The organism is Nostoc sp. LEGE 12454, from assembly GCF_056620565.1.
In genome coordinates, this window is sequence record NZ_JBWQXL010000002.1 from 78600 (window position 1) to 95363 (window position 16764).

The following is a 16764-nucleotide window of genomic DNA, read 5'->3' on the forward strand; positions in this document are numbered from 1 at the left end:
TTGCACTCTATTAAATCCACCTTTCTTAGTATTATTTGAGATTTCACAAACAAGCTTTTGGTAAAGAATTGTAATCCAAAATCCAAAATCCAAAACCCAAAATTCGCATGAGTCCCTGACTACGGTAGTCTAGATGAGAGTGAATTTATCGCCTCCTTTGATATATTGTTTTATGACTTCAGTTGTTTCTAGTCCCCCACGCACTATTCGGATTGGTTCGCGCAAAAGCCAACTTGCTCTGGTTCAGACCTACTGGGTACAAGAGCAGCTCCAGAAATCCTTTCCTGATATCACTTTTGAAGTCCACACCATGTCTACCCAAGGCGATAAAATCTTGGATGTAGCATTAGCTAAGATTGGCGATAAAGGACTTTTTACTAAAGAACTTGAACTCGGAATGATCGATCAAGAGATTGACTTTGCAGTTCATTCTCTTAAGGATCTGCCGACTCACTTACCAGAAGGGTTGACGTTAGCAGCAATTACTGAGCGAGAAAACCCAGCAGATGCATTAGTGGTGCATGAAAAGCACAAAGATAAACAAATCGATACGTTGCCAGAAGGTGCGGTAATTGGTACATCTTCTCTGAGACGTTTAGCACAGTTGCGCCATCATTTTCCTCACTTTACCTTTAAGGATGTGCGGGGAAACTTGATTACACGGTTAGCAAAACTGGATGCAGGCGAATACGATGCTTTGATTTTGGCAGCAGCAGGATTAGAGAGATTGGGAATGGGCGATCGCGTTCATCAAATCTTACCCAAAGAAATCTCCCTCCACGCCGTTGGACAAGGTGCTTTAGGGATAGAATGTCGTGCTGATGATAGTGAAGTGTTATCTTTACTCAAAGCAATTGAACATACCGAAACACGCGATCGCTGTCTCGCTGAACGATCTTTTCTCCGTTCTCTAGAGGGTGGATGTCAAGTACCTATCGGTGTAAATACAGAAATATCTGGTGAAAATTTAACTTTAACCGGGATTGTCGCCAGTGTAGATGGTCAAAAGTTCGTCAAAGATACCGTCACCGGACTTGCCAACAACGCCGAAGCACTAGGCACAGAACTAGCAGAACTATTGCGGCAACAGGGAGCGCAAGAAATTTTATCAGAAATTTTTGCGGTGATTCAGCGCGGTTCCTAAGCAATTGGGCAAGCCAATGTGATTAGATAAGAATTGATCGCCGTTGCACTAAATATGTGCCAGACGCGACAATTCGCGTTGAGCGGAATTTCAGAAAGTTAATTTGACAATATAGACTCAGGGAAACAAAAATTACCATGCGGATTCTATTTGTTGCAGCAGAGGCAGCACCAGTTGCGAAAGTAGGAGGAATGGGTGATGTTGTCGGGGCATTACCCAAAGTCCTGAGAGAAATGGGGCATGATGTGCGGATATTCTTGCCTTACTACGGCTTCCTGCCAGACAAAATGGAAATTCCCCAAGAACCGATCTGGTGGGGAGATGCCATGTTCCAGCACTTTGCAGTATACGAAAGTGTTCTGCCTGGTACTGATGTTCCCTTGTATTTATTTGGACATCCGTCCTTCATGCCGCGCCGCATTTATTCTGGAGATGATGAAGATTGGCGGTTCACATTGTTTGCTAATGGTGCAGCCGAGTTTGCTTGGAATTACTGGAAACCAGATGTTATCCATTGTCACGATTGGCATACAGGAATGATTCCCGTATGGATGCACCAAGATCCTGATATCACCACAGTGTTTACCATCCATAACCTGGCTTATCAAGGGCCGTGGCGTTGGTATTTAGAGAAAATTACTTGGTGTCCTTGGTATATGCAAGGACACAACGTCATGGCGGCGGCAGTACAATTTGCCAATAAGGTAAATACAGTTTCGCCTACATACGCCGAGCAAATCAAGACAGCTACTTACGGTGAAACATTAGAAGGTTTGCTGTCCTTTATTAGCGGTAAATTATCTGGGATTATCAACGGTATTGATACTGAGGTATATAACCCAGAAAATGACAAATATATTGAGCAAACCTTTACTGCTGATACTTTAGAAAAACGCAAAGCTAATAAAATTGCTTTGCAACAAGAATTAGGATTAGAAGTTAATTCCAAAGCCTTTTTTATTGGGATTGTTACCCGATTAGTGGAACAAAAAGGGATTGATTTGATATTGCAAATCCTCGATCGCTTCCTATCTTATACAGATGCCCAGTTTGTGCTGTTGGGGACAGGCGATCGCTACTATGAAACTCAGATGTGGCAATTAGCATCCCGTTTCCCCGGACGCATGGCAACTTACTTACTGTATAACGATGCCTTGTCTCGCCGGATCTACGCTGGTACTGATGCCTTTTTGATGCCCAGCCGTTTTGAACCATGCGGTATTAGCCAAATGATGGCTTTGCGCTACGGTTCTGTACCCATTGTCCGCCGCACAGGTGGATTAGTGGACACCGTAACCCATCACGATCCTGAAAATGCTGCCGGTACTGGTTATTGCTTCGATCGCTATGAACCGCTAGACCTTTTCACTTGTATGATCAGAGCTTGGGAAGGCTTCCGTTTCAAACCGCAATGGCAAGAACTACAAAAACGGGGTATGAGTGAAGATTTTAGTTGGTATCAATCTGCTAAAGAGTACGTGAAGTTGTACAGGTCAATTTTCGGTTTGCCAGAAGAAGAGGAGACACCAGAACCAAAGTTAGTTTTAAACGAAGCAGTCACCAATAGCAAGTCCTAAACAGCCAGTAGAGGCGTACAGATGTGCGTTTCTACTCCTAACTTTGAATGACTCAAGTTGCTAGTTATGGATTCGGGCGATACCTTTATTGCGAGACGCTACGCGAACGCGAGCTCCGCTAACGCAAAACTTTTCGGTCTACTGAAATTGAAATCCGATTTAGTATTTTACTTCATGAACCTGCAATCTGCTGTAAAGAGGCGTTATTGTGCTTAGTGAACGCGAGAAGATGTTGGCGGGAGAGCTGTATAACAAGCTTGACCCCGAACTAGTCCGCGCTCGCGACCGGGCGCGGGACTTGTGTCAAGACCTCAATGCCATGCGCTTTTCCCAACAGCAGGAGCGTCAGCGCATCCTCCAAGAACTATTGGGCGCAGGAGGCGAGGACGTATGGATACAGTCGCCATTCTTCTGCGACTACGGGTTCAACATACTGATCGGGAAGAAGTGCTTCTTCAACTTCAACTGCCTCGTGCTCGATGTCTGCCAGGTGAAAATCGGAGATTACACATTGTTCGGTCCAGGGGTGCAGATCTATACTGCCACCCATCCGCTTAACGCAAAGTTGCGCCGCCAGCAGGAGTTCGGCAAGTCGGTCGAGATCGGCTCTGACGTGTGGGTTGGCGGCGCGGCTGTCATTTGTCCGGGCGTGACAATCGGTTCGGGGTGCGTCATCGGCGCGGGCAGCGTAGTCATTCACGATATTCCCGCCGGGGTGTTAGCTGCCGGCAACCCCTGCCGTGTTATCCGGGAACTAACGGATATCTAGGCTTAATATAACTCCTGAATTCTAACTTCTAACTATTAAGTACTTGTTGCTTTCGCCCTAATTAACCAATCACGATCGCCAGCACAAATTTCTCGACCAGACGAGTCTCCTAAGCAGTCTATTGCTAATAAACAAGCGTATTTCAAATCCCAAATCGGTGTATTCAGGCAAATTTTGAGTTCAGGAATCGCTCGTGAATCGCCCAATTCACCAAGAGCGATCGCACACGCAGCACGAGATTTTTGAAACTGGGGTTCGCGGTTGTGCAGGTTTTCTATTAATAAATCGTAGGCGGGAGCATATTTTAGCCAGCCGAAAAGTTTCATCACATGATAATGAGCGCCATAGTCGTTATATGCTTTGTCGCCATAAGTTACTTCAAGTGCTTGGGGTGCTTCCTGTGGATAGATATCTAGTAAGGTTTTTGTTGCTAAATAGCAACGTCCAAAATCGGTTTCGTAGAGTTCGTTAATCACAAAATCTAGAACAGGGGTAGCATCATACTCATGTACTAGATCGAGGTCGTTGGGACGATCGTAGAGTACTTGCTCTAAGTAAGGTTGAATTTCTGTAAAGGTAATTTCACCATTGGGAACCCCTGCATCCAAAAGCATCCGCAATGCTCGTAACCGGAACACCAAAGATACAGGACAACGGGCGATTTCTGGGATGGCTTTGTAGTAGCGGGAATCAATCAAATCTTGAATGCAACCGCGTCGTGCATTGACGCTGGAACTTTGCAGTAGTGCCATTACCTCAGTAATTTGGGAGTAGTCACCCGTGAATCGACAAACTGTAGCGAGCGCCGCACTACGAGTAGGTTCATCCTCAACTTGGGTAAATTTCCGAATACGTTCAAGAGACGGACGGTAATCAGCGTTAGCTAGAGTGTGGATAATGACTCGATAAATTTGGCCTGGTTTATCAAGGAGTTGCGCCACCTCTTCGAGAATTTCTGGATCTTTAGTCCCGATTTCTCCGATCGTCCACACGGTATTTTCAACAGTATAAATATCATCATCTTTAAGACATTGCCGAATTACAGGTAAAGCTGATTGTGCCTGCAATCGCCCCAGACTTTCCACAGCTTTGCGTCGGACAATGCGGTGGTCTAACTCATCAGGGTTACTAGTTTCAATCGCCCGCACCAAAGCCGCAATCGATTGCTCAGTCGGGAAGTTAATTAAATGGGAAACAGCAATATACTTATCAGAAGCGTCTTCGAGTTGTTCTAATGGGGTATCAATAATTGCGATCGCTTCTTCTTCTGTTAGCCCAAACATTTTAAAAAAACGTTTATCCATTGATCTATAAAATGGCTCTTGGATAATTGCTTTGAAGTCACTTTTACTATCGTACTAGGGACTGGCTACTAGTGATTAAGGACTGGGAAGATGAAGCCCAGACGAGGCGAGTACAAAATAACAACGTTTGGCCGAGGTAGAGCCAAACAAACCAAAAAACCGCATCATCGCCCTCAAAAAACTATACAAAAAGAGCTATTCATCCTCATCTCCTGATGGTCGTTCGCTGTCACTTTGTTGGGTGTTCCATTCTAAAACAATACGCTCTAGCATTTCCGCCTGCGTACAGTGATTTACAGCAGCGTATTGCTTAATTAGCTCTCTTACGTTAGGGCTAATATGGCGTATATCTAGTGGGTTGTTTCTTGTCGTTTCCACGATCTTTTTCCTGAATGTTTAAGATAGCAACTGCTTATACTTGTGGGGAGGCGTTTTACCACTGGAGCAAACATCTTAAGTAGTTTTTGCAAACTGCTAAACTATGCTACGCCTACACACTTGCAATCTAAGAAAGCTTAAAAGACTTATCAGAAATGTAGTTGGGTTAAACTTTTGAAGATTTACATCAAAAAGCTTTACCAGTGGTAACGCGATCTGAGAAGATCATAATATGTGCATTTATCAGCTATTAGTTCAGTTGCCTCTTGCTAATTGTTCAGTTTTATGTAATAGCTAAATGTTGCTCTTTAGCGAGTAACCAAATACAAACATTTTTTGGAGCACCGATCGCACATCATTCATATAAACACATATTTAGGAAACAAAACTTATGGATGAAACCTCAGAACTCACAACAACCGATAACGTCACTGCTCAAGATGTAGCAGAAGTGATTGCAGAACTTGAGCAATATCGGGAACGTCTAGTTCAAGAAACTACGGAAACGGCAAAACGGGCTAAGTTGATGAGAGTAAGCGTTATGGCAAAACTAGAGCCTGAGCTTGCCAAGATTGATTCTGCCCTCCAAGAACTCCGCAATCAACAGGCTGCCCTGAGTGGCAGCAACTAGTCATTTATCTTGATAATTTAGCTAGAGATTATATGCTCAACTCCGAAACTCAATCCGGGGCAGATTCGTTAAATCTGTCCCATGCAGAAACTGACGCTTTATTTAAAGCGGTGAGTGAGCAATTAAGCTTAAACACCTTCAACTCGGATGACCAAGAGCTACTAAAGCGGATGGTTGAGAGTATGGGAGACTCACGAGGCATGGTTAGGTTGAGTTTTGCAGAGGCTTTGGGCAAAATCGGCAAACCAGCGACCCCTTTATTGATGGAAGCTGTGGCAAATCATCCCAACCCAGTTGTGCGGAGAGCCAGTGCTAAAACCTTGACACTAATCGCTGACCCGATCGCAGTTCCGACTTTGGTCAATGCCCTCTTAAATGATGAGGATATGGTGGTCAAAACCTCGTCGGTGGGGGGGCTTGCCAAAATAGGTGAGGCAGCTGTACCAGCATTGCTGAAAATCTTAGCGTCAACCGAGTATCCAGAAAGTGCCAAAGGTCATGCTGTATGGGCGTTAGGATTTATTGGGGCAGAGGCGAAAGAGCATTTATATCGAGAGATTAACTCCGACTCGGCTGAAGTTCGGGCTGCGGTAGTGGGTGCGATCGCTAAAATTGCTCAAGAAGGCACTCAAGATGGAGCATTTAATATTTTAATTAATGCCCTCAACGACCCATCTGAAATTGTCAGGTGTGAAGCCGCAGCAGCTTTGGGTAGCCTGACCTATCGTTCGGCAATTCCTAGCCTTGTTGAATTACTACATCATCCCGATTGGGAAACCCGAAAAGCAGCGGCTCTGGCATTGATGAAGATTGGCGACGGTGCTGCTTTAGAACCCCTGCAAGCTGCATTAACTGAGGAAAAAGAAGCGGGGGTTCAAGCAGTGATTAAGTTGGCGATTTCTCAAATTGAGAGGCAGTTAGAGGAAGAAACTTGGGAGTAAGGCGATGAAATTTCCAACTTGACATTATCCTCTCTTTTTGAGAGTATTTAAGCAGGAATTAGTTTTTCGTTGATTGATGAATATAGACAAACAACGTAGAGACAAATGCATCTGATTGCGATTCGTAACCTCCGCATTGATGCTGCCCAGTACCCTGATGTTAAAAAGCAAGTTGACAACTGGTACGCAACCGTCAACAAAGTGGAATGGCAGAATTTGGAGGACGTTCGTCAGATTTATCGGGATGCTGAAGCGGTTGGAAATTTTACTGTCTTTAACATCAAAGGGAATGAATATCGTCTGATTGTTGGTATTGACTACGAAAACCAAACGGTTTATTACAAATACTTTCTAACTCATGCCGAATATAACAAAGGTAAATGGAAAAATGACCCTTACTTTTGACCAAACTGCTTATAGTAATTTACTAGCTGAAGTCGCTCCCAAGGTGATTGAGACGGAAGAAGAGTACGATCGCGCCCTAGCAATAGCAGAGCGCCTAACATTTTGCAAAAACCGGACTCCAGAAGAGCAAGCTCTGCATAAGTTGATAGTAACCCTGGTTGAAGCGTATGAGGCACAGAACTATCCAATGGATGAATCTGCACCGCATGAAATTCTCCAACACATTATGGAAGTCAGTTGCACCCGTCAAGCGGACTTGGTGGGCATCATCGGGTCGAGCGGCGTGATATCTGAGGTTGTGAACGGTAAGCGGTCGATTAGTAAGGCACAAGCTAAAGCACTTGGAGAGTACTTCAAGGTGAAACCCAGTCTGTTCATCTAATGTATCTGCCCTATTGAGATTGATAAAAGTAGTTGTAAGAGCGATCGCTACTATCGGTTATATTTAATCACTTGATCTAATCGGGGCAAAGCGCTTACCGCTGACTCTCGAATATATGGATCGACAGATTCATCATTTGTCAATGCCGTCAGCACTTCCACCCCGCGGATATCGCCCATCGAACCGAGTGCATTGACGATCGCCACAGCTACCGCCACATTATCTATTGTTTTCAAAGCTTCAGCCAAAATCTCAAAGGCAGGAGATCCAATCTCACCCAGTGCCATTACTGATGCAATATAAACAACGGGATTTGGGTCATTGAGCGCTGTTTGCAATCCCTGTAAACCCTCATTCGGGAAGGGAACGTCAGGATGATTAGCAGCAACCTGTGCTAGAGCTTTAGCACAACTACCCCGAATGGTTGCATTATCACTATTTACTAATGACTCTACCAGTAGCGGAACAGCATCTGTCCCAATAGCACCCAGTGCTTTTACCGCAGCTCGACGATAAGTGACATCTTCTTCATCTAAAATACCCATCAGCCGAGGAATGGTATTTTCATCATGGACATTAGCCAGTTCCCACATGGCTCGTTCCCGCAAATTGGGATTGGGGTGTTTTAACTGTGCAAATAGAGAATCTATTGTCATAAAAGAAAATTTCCCTGTTTAAATCCCCCAAGTTCAATAATTACGAATTACGAATTACGTTAGCGCAGCGTTAGCGACGTAGGAGCGTCATTACGAATTATTAACAACAGAGGGACTCTTGGTCAATCACCCAACCTGATACAGGCAAAGCAACAGACTGAGAGTCCCTAAGTTTTAGAGTATGACGATCGCTCGTCTACGTCTAGTCAATCCTGATGACTATGAAAGGGAGTTGATTACGTAGTCGAGGAGATTGCGGAACTCAACCAACGCTTGAGGAGAGAAGTCGCGAGGAGCGCAAGCGCGATCGCGAGTATAAGTCATCGCGGTAACGTAAGGAGCGGTGGGCAGATTCAAAGAGCGATAAACTTCGCGAGCACCTGCAATACCCCACTCATCGAGAGGGCCAGTACCGCCCACAACCAAGCTGTAGTTGATCAAGCGTAAGTAGTGCTTGATGTCGCGCAAGCACTTGTCTTTTTTAACTTGAGTGTCGCCAGCTTCACCTTCTTGGCTCAAGTAAGGATATTTCTTGAAGGCAGCATCATAAGCTTCCTTAGCTACGGCATCGATACCAGAAGCTAGCTTTTCAGCAGCTTCTAGACGGGCTGTAGCACGCTGAATGCTACCTTGAACTGATTCTAGATCGGAGGTGGTTGGAAAACGACCTGCTGCATCAGCAGATCCAATAACTGTAGTGATAACTGATTTCATTGCTTTTTATACTCCAGATTTGATTTGATCGAGTTTTAATTTCAGTTTGCTTGGCTAATAGCCTTTAGCCATGAGCGATTAGCTCAAAGCAGAAATAACGCGATCGAAGTAACTAGCAGCTTCAGCAGCTAGAGCAGAGCAGTCGCCTTGAACAACTTCTTGTTTGCGGAATTTTTTACCAGCGTTAGCTTCAGTGTTGGTATTGGTGATGTGAGCGACACTGATAGCCTTCAGGATTTGGAAAGCCCGTACAGAAGAGCCAGTGGGTACGCCCAAAGCTGTGTAGGTTTCTTTCAAACCGTTCAAAGCACGATCGTCTAATACGGAAGAATCACCAGCTAATAACGCATAAGTTACATAACGCAGAACGATTTCAGCATCACGCAAGCAAGCAGCCATCCGACGAGTAGGATACAAGTTACCACCAGATTGAATCAAACCTGAGTTTTCACAAGCAATCCCAGCAATGGCATCAGAAACCGCACAGCTAGCGTTGCTGGCGATCGCATTCACTGCATCAAGGCGCTTGTTGCCTTCAGCGATGAAAGACTTCAGGGCTGCCAAGTCAGCACCACCGATAGGAGCGGTTTTGGCATCAGCCGCAATTACAGCTCTGGAAAAAGCATCAAGAACCATGAGTTCTCCTTAATATTCACAAATGGCGGATATTATTTTTGGCGTGTTCTCGATCAGATTAACTGCGAGTAGCCAAACAAAAACATAGGGGATCGATAGTACCCTAGTCTTTACTATGAGAGACAAAGTAATAATCTGTAATATTTACCTATATTTGGCTTTCCCGATCAAAAAATCAAGATTTAGCCGAAATTGAGCAAAAAAAATTAAGACTTACGCATTTTGATGGAACCTCCCATTGCGTAAGTCTTAAGGAAAAAATTTTGTTTTTTAGTCGATCAAGCTTGTTTTAGGAGATGTTTGACCAAATTATCTTTCACCATCATCTGCCGTAAAACTTCTAGTAAAAATTCTTGAGCCTCTTGTTGACTCAAATTTTTTACCTGGTCTTTCAAATTTTGTAAGCGAAACTGTTGTTCTAAAGTTAATTCGACTGGAAAGTCCATCATTCACTCCTGTGATTGACTGAATCGAAAGGTATTTGTTGTTAGTGGAAGACGATCGCTTTTTACTAGTGTAGCATTCGGATATTAAAATGTCTACATTGTCAAGCCATATAAAACTGTGCTCATAAAAATTTACAATTAGATGACAACATGTCTATCTCTCCCTTTCTAGGGTATTTATTGAACCTGACCACTAATCGCTGTAATGTTTAGAATGTTTATATACCAACTACTCTAAAAAGAAAGAACTCGTAAAACATCATCCGCAGGAGTAATAAGTAGGAGTCAGAAGATTGATAGACGCAATGGAATTTTTTCAGCTAAGTGCTGGTAAGTGGCGATCGCAACGTGCAACTCATCATCTGGCGTTCAAGCGCTCAGAGATAGGAGAATCGGATATACAGGTAGAAACTCTCGATGCCGATCATCCCGAAATCATTGAATTGTGCCGCTATCATGAGATTGACCCCAGCCTTTCAGTCGGTGGCTCGCGTGTGCGTTGGCTAGGGACAATGGCTTGGGATCGAGAGGATGAGGAGAATCATCAGGGGAAAACCATATTTGCGATCGTGCCTGATGGCGATAACCCAAGGCAAGGCAAATTACTCCGCGAAAGAGGTTATGCCGAAATAGTGCCTGTAGTTGGTCTTTTTCACATGGATGATGAAGATGGACTAGTGTTGACAACCGAATATGAAACAATGAGTTCCATTGAGCGATTCTGGTTCGCCAGCCCAAATATGCGACTAAGAACCAGTACAGTTAAAAGGTTTGGCGGCTTTAGCACCGCATCGTTTTGTAGCGAAAGCCGCATTGAAACTTCTGTTGAGGCTTCTAGCTCAGAAGAAGTAACACAAAGACAAGGAGCGGATATTTTAGAAAAAAGACAGTTTTATTCAGTTTTGGGCTGGTGAATGATTCTCAAGCAGAGCGATGCTTTTACTCGTGGGCAAGATTATCTGCGTCTGGTACAGGGACTTGCCCTAGAACCGGGTATGGTGGATGTGTTTGATAACCTGCGCGATCGCATTCCCATTTGCACTTGGATCGGTGAGAATATTAACGCTGTGAACGCTCAGATCAACACCTATTTAGAAGTTTGTCATCAGTGTTTTCATCCCCAAGAGCGTCGCCATATCCAAATTTTTGCAGTCCCCATAGCTCAATCTTTTGGCATAGATGGGCTGTGCAACATTCTCACAAACCCAATCACTATTCTGGTAGATGTTGGTCGAGTTGCACCTAAAGACTGGTTTGGTGTAGTTGTCCATGAATACGCCCATGCCCATCTAGGAGAGTTTGGTCACAATGAGCAGTTTGCTACCATCCTATCTCATCTATGCTTAGGGCTGGGATTGGAACCACCCTACTGGGAGGCAGGAATGGAAGTAACTTTGCGTAGCTGGCCTTACTGTAAATCAACCATAGATCCCCTGGAGTTTTGGATAGGTCGCTGAGTCGCCGAGGGAGGCAGGGGAGCAGGGGAGCAGGGGAGCAGAGGAGCAGAGGAGCAGAGGAGCAGGGGAGCAGAGAAAGTTGCAGTAAATTTTCCTCTCTGCCTCTTATGCCCAATGCCCAATTAATTTCTTTTGCTAAATGTTAAAAATTATTGCTTCAGTTCAAAAAGGTGAAACTGAATCTCCTAATCTAAAATATGTGAATAAAATTTTTAGTCATTTACGTAGTTATTAAGCTGGCAAGATCAACTCCCTGTTTATTGATTAGCTATGGGTTGAATCCAACAGCCTAATCATTTATCCTACGAATACTTAAAATCCCCTTAGTTAAGTTTCGTGAAATTTTATCAGAATCTGAAATTCTGATACAATTGCTCCCTTAATATGTGATTAAAAGTTGTTAACTTTAATTAAGAACATGGAGGCTTTAGAGTGCCACTTCCTCTGTTAGAATATGAACCTTCAAGTCAAAACCAGCGTGTAGCTGGATATGAAGTACCGGGTGATGAACAGCCCAGGATTTTTACTACAGACAATATCCTGTCTCCATCAGATTTAGGCGATCTGATCGAAGCAGCATATCGTCAAATTTTCTTCTATGCCTTTGCTGCCGATCGCGAAACATATTTAGAGTCTCAACTCCGTAATGGACAAATTACAGTACGGGACTTTATTCGTGGATTGGTGCTTTCCAATACCTTTAAGAAAAGCTTCTACGACCTCAACAATAATTATCGCTTTGTTGAGCAAGTAATTCAGCGGGTTCTAGGACGCGATCCATACAACGAGCGGGAAAAAATCGCCTGGTCAATTGTAGTCGCTACCAAGGGTATTGTAGGGTTTATTGATGAAGTGCTCAACACTGAAGAGTACCTGAGCAATTTTGGATACTCCACAGTGCCTTATCAGCGCCGTCGGATACTCCCATCTCAATCTCAGGGTGAGTTGCCATTCAACATCAAATCTCCGCGATACGAAGATTATCACCGTGCCAAATTGGGTTTCCCCCAAATCATTTGGCAGGTCGAAGTACGCAGATTCCTTCCACAAGAGCAAAAAGCAAAGGCTGGAGATCCATCTCTATTCTTGGGTATGGCACAAAATATCAATGCAACTGGCAATGCTCCACAACGGATCTCGCCATACAACATCGATATCGAAAAGTCTGTACCTTATCGGCAACTGGCAGGAATTAAATAACGATTTTTGGTCGGTGGCTGGCTAGTACATCCATTTGATGGTTTTATAGCGTGCATAAGTCTTGGGTTATGTAGGAGTTTTATTTAGATATAACTAAGTGAAACAGACTCTATCCCATGTCTAATGCACGCTAGTTGTTAATGGTTTTTTATCAATGCTTGATGTATTTAAAACGGGGTTAGATTCAAGCGTGGATGAGCTTAAAGTGTAGTTCGTCTTTTTAGCATCTCCAAAAGTTTTATAAAGTGAGCGGGAGGAGTAGCTGTCACCTCAATCAACTCCTCAGATAGGGGATGCTGCAATTTGAGTCGCCAAGCGTGTAATGCTTGACCAGGTAAATTTACTCCCACTGAATGGCCAGAACTATAAACTGGGTCGCCGACAATCGGATGACCAATTTTGCTGCTGTGGACACGAATTTGATGGGTGCGTCCAGTTTCTAATTGAAAGTGAATTAAGGTGAAGTTACCAAGACGTTCTAATACTTTCCAGTGAGTAACGGCGACTCGTCCGCCTTGTTCGACAGGCATAACAGCCATTTTTTTGCGGTCTTGGGGATGGCGACCAATAGGCAAGTCGATAGTGCCACTTTCCGTTTTTGGCGCACCGTAAACTATGCCCAAGTATTCTCGTCGTGCAGTTTTTGCTTTCAGTTGTGCTTGTAGATGATGATGGGCAATATCTGTTTTAGCGATCGCGATCGCACCCGTAGTATCCTTATCCAATCGATGGACAATTCCTGGACGTTGAACTCCGCCAATTCCTGGTAAATTGGGGCAGTGAGCCAATAAGGCATTTACTAAAGTGCCATTTGGATGACCGGGCGCAGGATGGACAACCAAGCCTGCGGGTTTGTTGAGAATAAGTAACTGGTCGTCTTCGTAAAGGATATCTAAGGGGATGTCTTCGGCTTGTAGTTCTAAAGGTTGAACTTCTGGTATTTCGAGAGTGATGCGATCGCCTAGCTTGACATTGATCTTCTTGGATGTACAAACTTTGTCGTTAAGTTGGACATTACCCTGTTCAATTAACTGTTGGATGCGGGAACGGGATAAGTCTGGTAATTCTTGGGAAAGGTAACGGTCGAGGCGATCGCCTTTGGTGTTGACGCAGTGTATCGTACTCTTAAGGGGAAGCAAGCTAGGTTTAGCATCTTCAAGTAGAGTTGACAAGCGTTCGCCCTTGGCGTTGGCAAAGCGATCGCTATTTTCTTGGATTTGTAAATTAAATTCGGTCACAATTGCTCTAGATTAATTCCCGTTCTTTAAGTAAAGCGCGGAATGCTTTAAATGGCTTCTCGTCTTTCCTCTTCAGCATTCTTGGCGTTCGCGCCGCGTGTCGCAGACAAGCCTCTCGCAGAGAAGTGGTTCGTTATTCTAAATCTATAACTTCTTGCGGTAACTCAAATAAACCATCTTCCCCTACTTCAAAGTCAATCACTTGATACACAGCATCAATATTTAACTCACCATAAATGTGAGGAAATAATTCTCCTATTTCAGCAGGTTCATAGCGAATTTCAGCTTGGACTTTTTCAGAATCAATAAAAAGTAGTACTAATTCTTTTTGATTATCAAAAAACCTCTTTGCAACCTTGAGTATTTGCGTAGATTTTGAACAATGTATAAAACCTTCACTATCTAAAGAATCAGCGCGATATCTACCGAGATTTTTTGCTTGTTCCCATTGCTGGCGTTTGGTAATGTGGAGAATAGTGTTCATGTTATTTGTATTAATATTATTATTCTATATTAATAGATTCATCGGGATAAAATTCAAGACATACATTATTTGGCTTATGGCTATTAGGATATATAAATATCTGAATTTCTAATTTTCCTTTCTGCCAACCTTTACCGTCGATTTTAAGAAACTGACAATCTTTGACAGCATTTAGTTTAATTTCACTAAAGGGTATGGACTCGTCTCCAGCAGAGATACTACCAAATAAACTATCAACGGAATCATTATTAATTTTAGTTTTATATGTGCAAATTTCCCGCCGCCATTTATTTACAATTTCTCGTATAACTAGCTCTCTCAGTTTACTTACTTTAAAAGTATTTTTCTCAAAACAAATGACATCATCTCCACACTCTAAAAGAATAAATTTATTTTCCATATAGGAATAATATTTGATTTTTGAACAAATTTTACAGAGAAATCCTTGCTGGACATACATTTAAATCTTAGTATGTTTTTAAAATTAAAGTTGGATTCCTATATCAATGCCTATACTGTAAACTAAGATTTGTATTAGTTGCTTTTTTGTTTACCTCAACATCAGATTATAATTTAAAACTTTTAGTGTAACTCTAGTAAAAATACTGAATAAAAAGCTATTAAAAATATTAAGTTATCACTCTAAAAGAGTATTATTGAAAATACCATACAAAGGTACTTATAAAAGGGAGCATCCCACTTTTTTGTATGTCATTGCGAACGTCGTTCCTCCTCTCTACGAGACCTATACGAACGCAATGACAATTATTTCATCATTAAAAAATAAAAACTCGGATGCACCCCTTATAAAAGCTATACAGATATATATGAGAGTATCATTTTATAAATTATGTGGAATACAAATATCCGGCGCACATAACCCAATAAATTCTAGCGTTGTCACCTCAAAAGTATCCAAATCTACGCGGCGGATAGCGTGGTTATTAGTATCAGCAATATATAGATATGAATTTCTAGTACTCAATCCTGAAGGTTCAAAAAAACGAGTATTTTTACCTTGACCATCTTGTAAACCCGCAGAACCATCTCCCAAAACTGTTTGACAATTCCCACTGGGGCTAACTAATTTAATTTTATGGTTATAAGTATCTGCGACCCACAAAAAATTCTGCGCGTATTCCACTCCTAAACAGTGTTGTAAACGGACATCTTCACTTTGTCCATCTACATCGCCAAACCCAAATAAACCGCCACTACCGCAAACAGTTCTTACTTGATACGGTTCGACAATTCCCACACCACGAATTGAACTAACTTCACTGTCAGCAATATATAATTCTGGCCCATTATTAGTAATACCACTAGGTTGAGCAAAAGCAGATTCAGTAAGTGAACCATCAATACACGCTTCTGCACCAGTACCAGCATAAGTTTTGATGATGCCAGTTTCTAAATCCATTTGCCAAATTTGATGCGGCCCAGCCATTGCAATAAATAGGGTATTTCCCACTTTCACTAAATCCCAAAGGGAATTTAGCGCGGTTTCTAAACCAGCACCGCCATGAGGATGGATATTGCGACTTTGTTCGCCAGTCCCCGCAATAGTTTCAACTACCTGGTGCTTTAAATCAACTCGCCGCAGCGCATGATTTTCTGTATCAGCAGCATAAAGAATCTGATTTTCGGCATCATAAGCCATTCCTTGCGGTGCAAAAAATTGCGCTTCATTAAAAGCACCATCAGTTAAGCCAGATTTTCCGGTACCAATTAAGTGCAGAATTTCTCCATCAAAGCTACTCACAACCAGGCGGTGATGTCCAGAGTCAGCGATAAATAAACCTGCTTGGGTAGCTAAAACTTTACCAGGAAAAGCTAAAGGTGTGATTAATGGTTGACGCTGTTTTTCTAAAGTCAAGCTGATTTCTTGGAAATTAATTGTGCCTTTCTCTTGGTGTTGCTGAATTAATTTTTGAATCAACTCATCTAAAGTGTCACGGTTTCCTTCACCAGAAATCTGGCCGATTGCGTAACCTTCTGGATCGATAATTATTAATGTAGGCCAAGCACGCACAGCATACTCTTCCCAAATCCGAAAGCCCCTGTCAACTACAACTGGATGTTCAATATCGTAGCGCAGGATAGCTTGGCGAATATTTTCTGTTTCCTTTTCGTTGTCGAATTTAGCAGAGTGAACGCCGATAACAGTAAGGCTATCTTTATATTTTTGTTCTAAATATTTTAGATTTGGCAGAATATGCAGACAATTGATGCAGCAGTATGTCCAAAAGTCTAAAATTACGACTCTACCCTTGAGTTGTTTAAGAAATAAGGGTTTCTCGGTATTGAGCCAAGAGTAATTTGTTGGTAATTCTGGCGCTCTGACACGGGGAATCATAAAATATTCCTGACTTTTAGTATTTGCCGAGACGAATGGTTATTAT

Annotated in this window: 20 protein-coding genes; 10 read left to right on the forward strand and 10 right to left on the reverse strand. The window is 42.8% G+C overall.

What is annotated here, in order from left to right; genetic code table 11:
- The first annotated feature begins 172 nt into the window (after nt 1-172).
- The 3 genes from hemC (at nt 173) to AC1F2U_RS02475 (ending at nt 3490) form a co-directional block, all read left to right on the forward strand.
- The gene (hemC, locus tag AC1F2U_RS02465; protein ID WP_480259697.1) at nt 173-1144 is read left to right on the forward strand and encodes a hydroxymethylbilane synthase; all 972 of its coding nucleotides are present in this window, start codon (nt 173-175) and stop codon (nt 1142-1144) included.
- A 137-nt stretch (nt 1145-1281) separates the two neighbouring features.
- A complete protein-coding gene (glgA, locus tag AC1F2U_RS02470) occupies nt 1282-2721 on the forward strand; it encodes a glycogen synthase GlgA (protein ID WP_480259698.1) in 1440 nt (479 codons plus the stop codon).
- 208 nt (nt 2722-2929) lie between these two features.
- Nucleotides 2930-3490 (forward strand): sugar O-acetyltransferase, encoded by a 561-nt coding sequence (locus AC1F2U_RS02475; RefSeq protein WP_480259699.1) that lies wholly within the window; start codon nt 2930-2932, stop codon nt 3488-3490.
- Between the two features lie 35 nt (nt 3491-3525).
- Here the strand turns inward: AC1F2U_RS02475 and AC1F2U_RS02480 are convergent, their stop codons facing one another.
- Together AC1F2U_RS02480 and AC1F2U_RS02485 are read right to left on the reverse strand one after the other, a co-directional pair.
- A complete protein-coding gene (locus AC1F2U_RS02480) occupies nt 3526-4794 on the reverse strand; it encodes a HEAT repeat domain-containing protein (protein WP_480259700.1) in 1269 nt (422 codons plus the stop codon).
- 195 nt (nt 4795-4989) lie between these two features.
- Nucleotides 4990-5172: a hypothetical protein gene (locus tag AC1F2U_RS02485; RefSeq protein ID WP_480259701.1), complete on the reverse strand. Its 183-nt coding sequence runs from the start codon at nt 5170-5172 to the stop codon at nt 4990-4992.
- A 391-nt stretch (nt 5173-5563) separates the two neighbouring features.
- Between AC1F2U_RS02485 and AC1F2U_RS02490 the strand changes: the two genes are divergently transcribed.
- The 4 genes from AC1F2U_RS02490 (at nt 5564) to AC1F2U_RS02505 (ending at nt 7531) form a co-directional block, all read left to right on the forward strand.
- Nucleotides 5564-5803 carry a hypothetical protein gene (locus AC1F2U_RS02490; protein ID WP_480259702.1) on the forward strand — a complete coding sequence of 80 codons (240 nt, stop codon included), beginning with the start codon at nt 5564-5566 and terminating at the stop codon, nt 5801-5803.
- A gap of 32 nt (nt 5804-5835) precedes the next feature.
- Nucleotides 5836-6744 (forward strand): HEAT repeat domain-containing protein, encoded by a 909-nt coding sequence (locus AC1F2U_RS02495; protein ID WP_480259703.1) that lies wholly within the window; start codon nt 5836-5838, stop codon nt 6742-6744.
- Between the two features lie 105 nt (nt 6745-6849).
- Complete coding sequence (locus AC1F2U_RS02500) at nt 6850-7149, forward strand: type II toxin-antitoxin system HigB family toxin (protein ID WP_480259704.1); 300 nt, start codon at nt 6850-6852, stop codon at nt 7147-7149.
- Nucleotides 7133-7531 (forward strand): helix-turn-helix domain-containing protein, encoded by a 399-nt coding sequence (locus AC1F2U_RS02505; RefSeq protein ID WP_480259705.1) that lies wholly within the window; start codon nt 7133-7135, stop codon nt 7529-7531. Before AC1F2U_RS02500 ends, AC1F2U_RS02505 begins: the two co-directional genes overlap by 17 nt.
- Before the next feature lie 50 nt (nt 7532-7581).
- Here the strand turns inward: AC1F2U_RS02505 and AC1F2U_RS02510 are convergent, their stop codons facing one another.
- From AC1F2U_RS02510 to AC1F2U_RS02525, 4 genes are all read right to left on the reverse strand, one after another.
- Entirely contained in the window at nt 7582-8187 is a 606-nt protein-coding gene (locus tag AC1F2U_RS02510) for a HEAT repeat domain-containing protein (RefSeq protein ID WP_480259706.1), read from the reverse strand.
- A 219-nt stretch (nt 8188-8406) separates the two neighbouring features.
- Nucleotides 8407-8901 carry a globin family protein gene (locus AC1F2U_RS02515; protein ID WP_194041190.1) on the reverse strand — a complete coding sequence of 165 codons (495 nt, stop codon included), beginning with the start codon at nt 8899-8901 and terminating at the stop codon, nt 8407-8409.
- A gap of 78 nt (nt 8902-8979) precedes the next feature.
- A complete protein-coding gene (locus AC1F2U_RS02520) occupies nt 8980-9537 on the reverse strand; it encodes a bleomycin hydrolase (RefSeq protein ID WP_480259707.1) in 558 nt (185 codons plus the stop codon).
- A 278-nt stretch (nt 9538-9815) separates the two neighbouring features.
- Nucleotides 9816-9986, reverse strand: a complete 171-nt coding sequence (locus tag AC1F2U_RS02525) for an NblA/ycf18 family protein (protein ID WP_242060871.1) — start codon at nt 9984-9986, stop codon at nt 9816-9818.
- Nucleotides 9987-10288: 302 nt separating this feature from the next.
- On the opposite strand from AC1F2U_RS02525, the gene AC1F2U_RS02530 reads away from it, so the two are divergent.
- The 3 genes from AC1F2U_RS02530 to AC1F2U_RS02540 all read left to right on the forward strand — a co-directional run bounded on the left by AC1F2U_RS02530 (nt 10289) and on the right by AC1F2U_RS02540 (nt 12640).
- Nucleotides 10289-10897, forward strand: a complete 609-nt coding sequence (locus AC1F2U_RS02530) for a phycobiliprotein lyase (protein ID WP_480259708.1) — start codon at nt 10289-10291, stop codon at nt 10895-10897.
- Nucleotides 10898-11440 (forward strand): hypothetical protein, encoded by a 543-nt coding sequence (locus AC1F2U_RS02535; RefSeq protein WP_480259709.1) that lies wholly within the window; start codon nt 10898-10900, stop codon nt 11438-11440.
- 432 nt (nt 11441-11872) lie between these two features.
- Complete coding sequence (locus AC1F2U_RS02540; protein ID WP_480259710.1) at nt 11873-12640, forward strand: phycobilisome rod-core linker polypeptide; 768 nt, start codon at nt 11873-11875, stop codon at nt 12638-12640.
- 200 nt (nt 12641-12840) lie between these two features.
- Here AC1F2U_RS02540 and AC1F2U_RS02545 read toward each other — a convergent pair whose 3' ends face one another.
- The 4 genes from AC1F2U_RS02545 to AC1F2U_RS02560 form a co-directional block, all read right to left on the reverse strand.
- Nucleotides 12841-13758 carry an RluA family pseudouridine synthase gene (locus tag AC1F2U_RS02545; protein ID WP_480259954.1) on the reverse strand — a complete coding sequence of 306 codons (918 nt, stop codon included), beginning with the start codon at nt 13756-13758 and terminating at the stop codon, nt 12841-12843.
- Between the two features lie 253 nt (nt 13759-14011).
- The gene (locus AC1F2U_RS02550) at nt 14012-14362 is read right to left on the reverse strand and encodes a DUF952 domain-containing protein (RefSeq protein WP_480259711.1); all 351 of its coding nucleotides are present in this window, start codon (nt 14360-14362) and stop codon (nt 14012-14014) included.
- Nucleotides 14363-14381: 19 nt separating this feature from the next.
- Nucleotides 14382-14762, reverse strand: a complete 381-nt coding sequence (locus AC1F2U_RS02555) for a KGK domain-containing protein (protein WP_480259712.1) — start codon at nt 14760-14762, stop codon at nt 14382-14384.
- A gap of 441 nt (nt 14763-15203) precedes the next feature.
- Nucleotides 15204-16718 carry a thioredoxin-like domain-containing protein gene (locus AC1F2U_RS02560; RefSeq protein ID WP_480259713.1) on the reverse strand — a complete coding sequence of 505 codons (1515 nt, stop codon included), beginning with the start codon at nt 16716-16718 and terminating at the stop codon, nt 15204-15206.
- Nucleotides 16719-16764 lie beyond the last annotated feature (46 nt).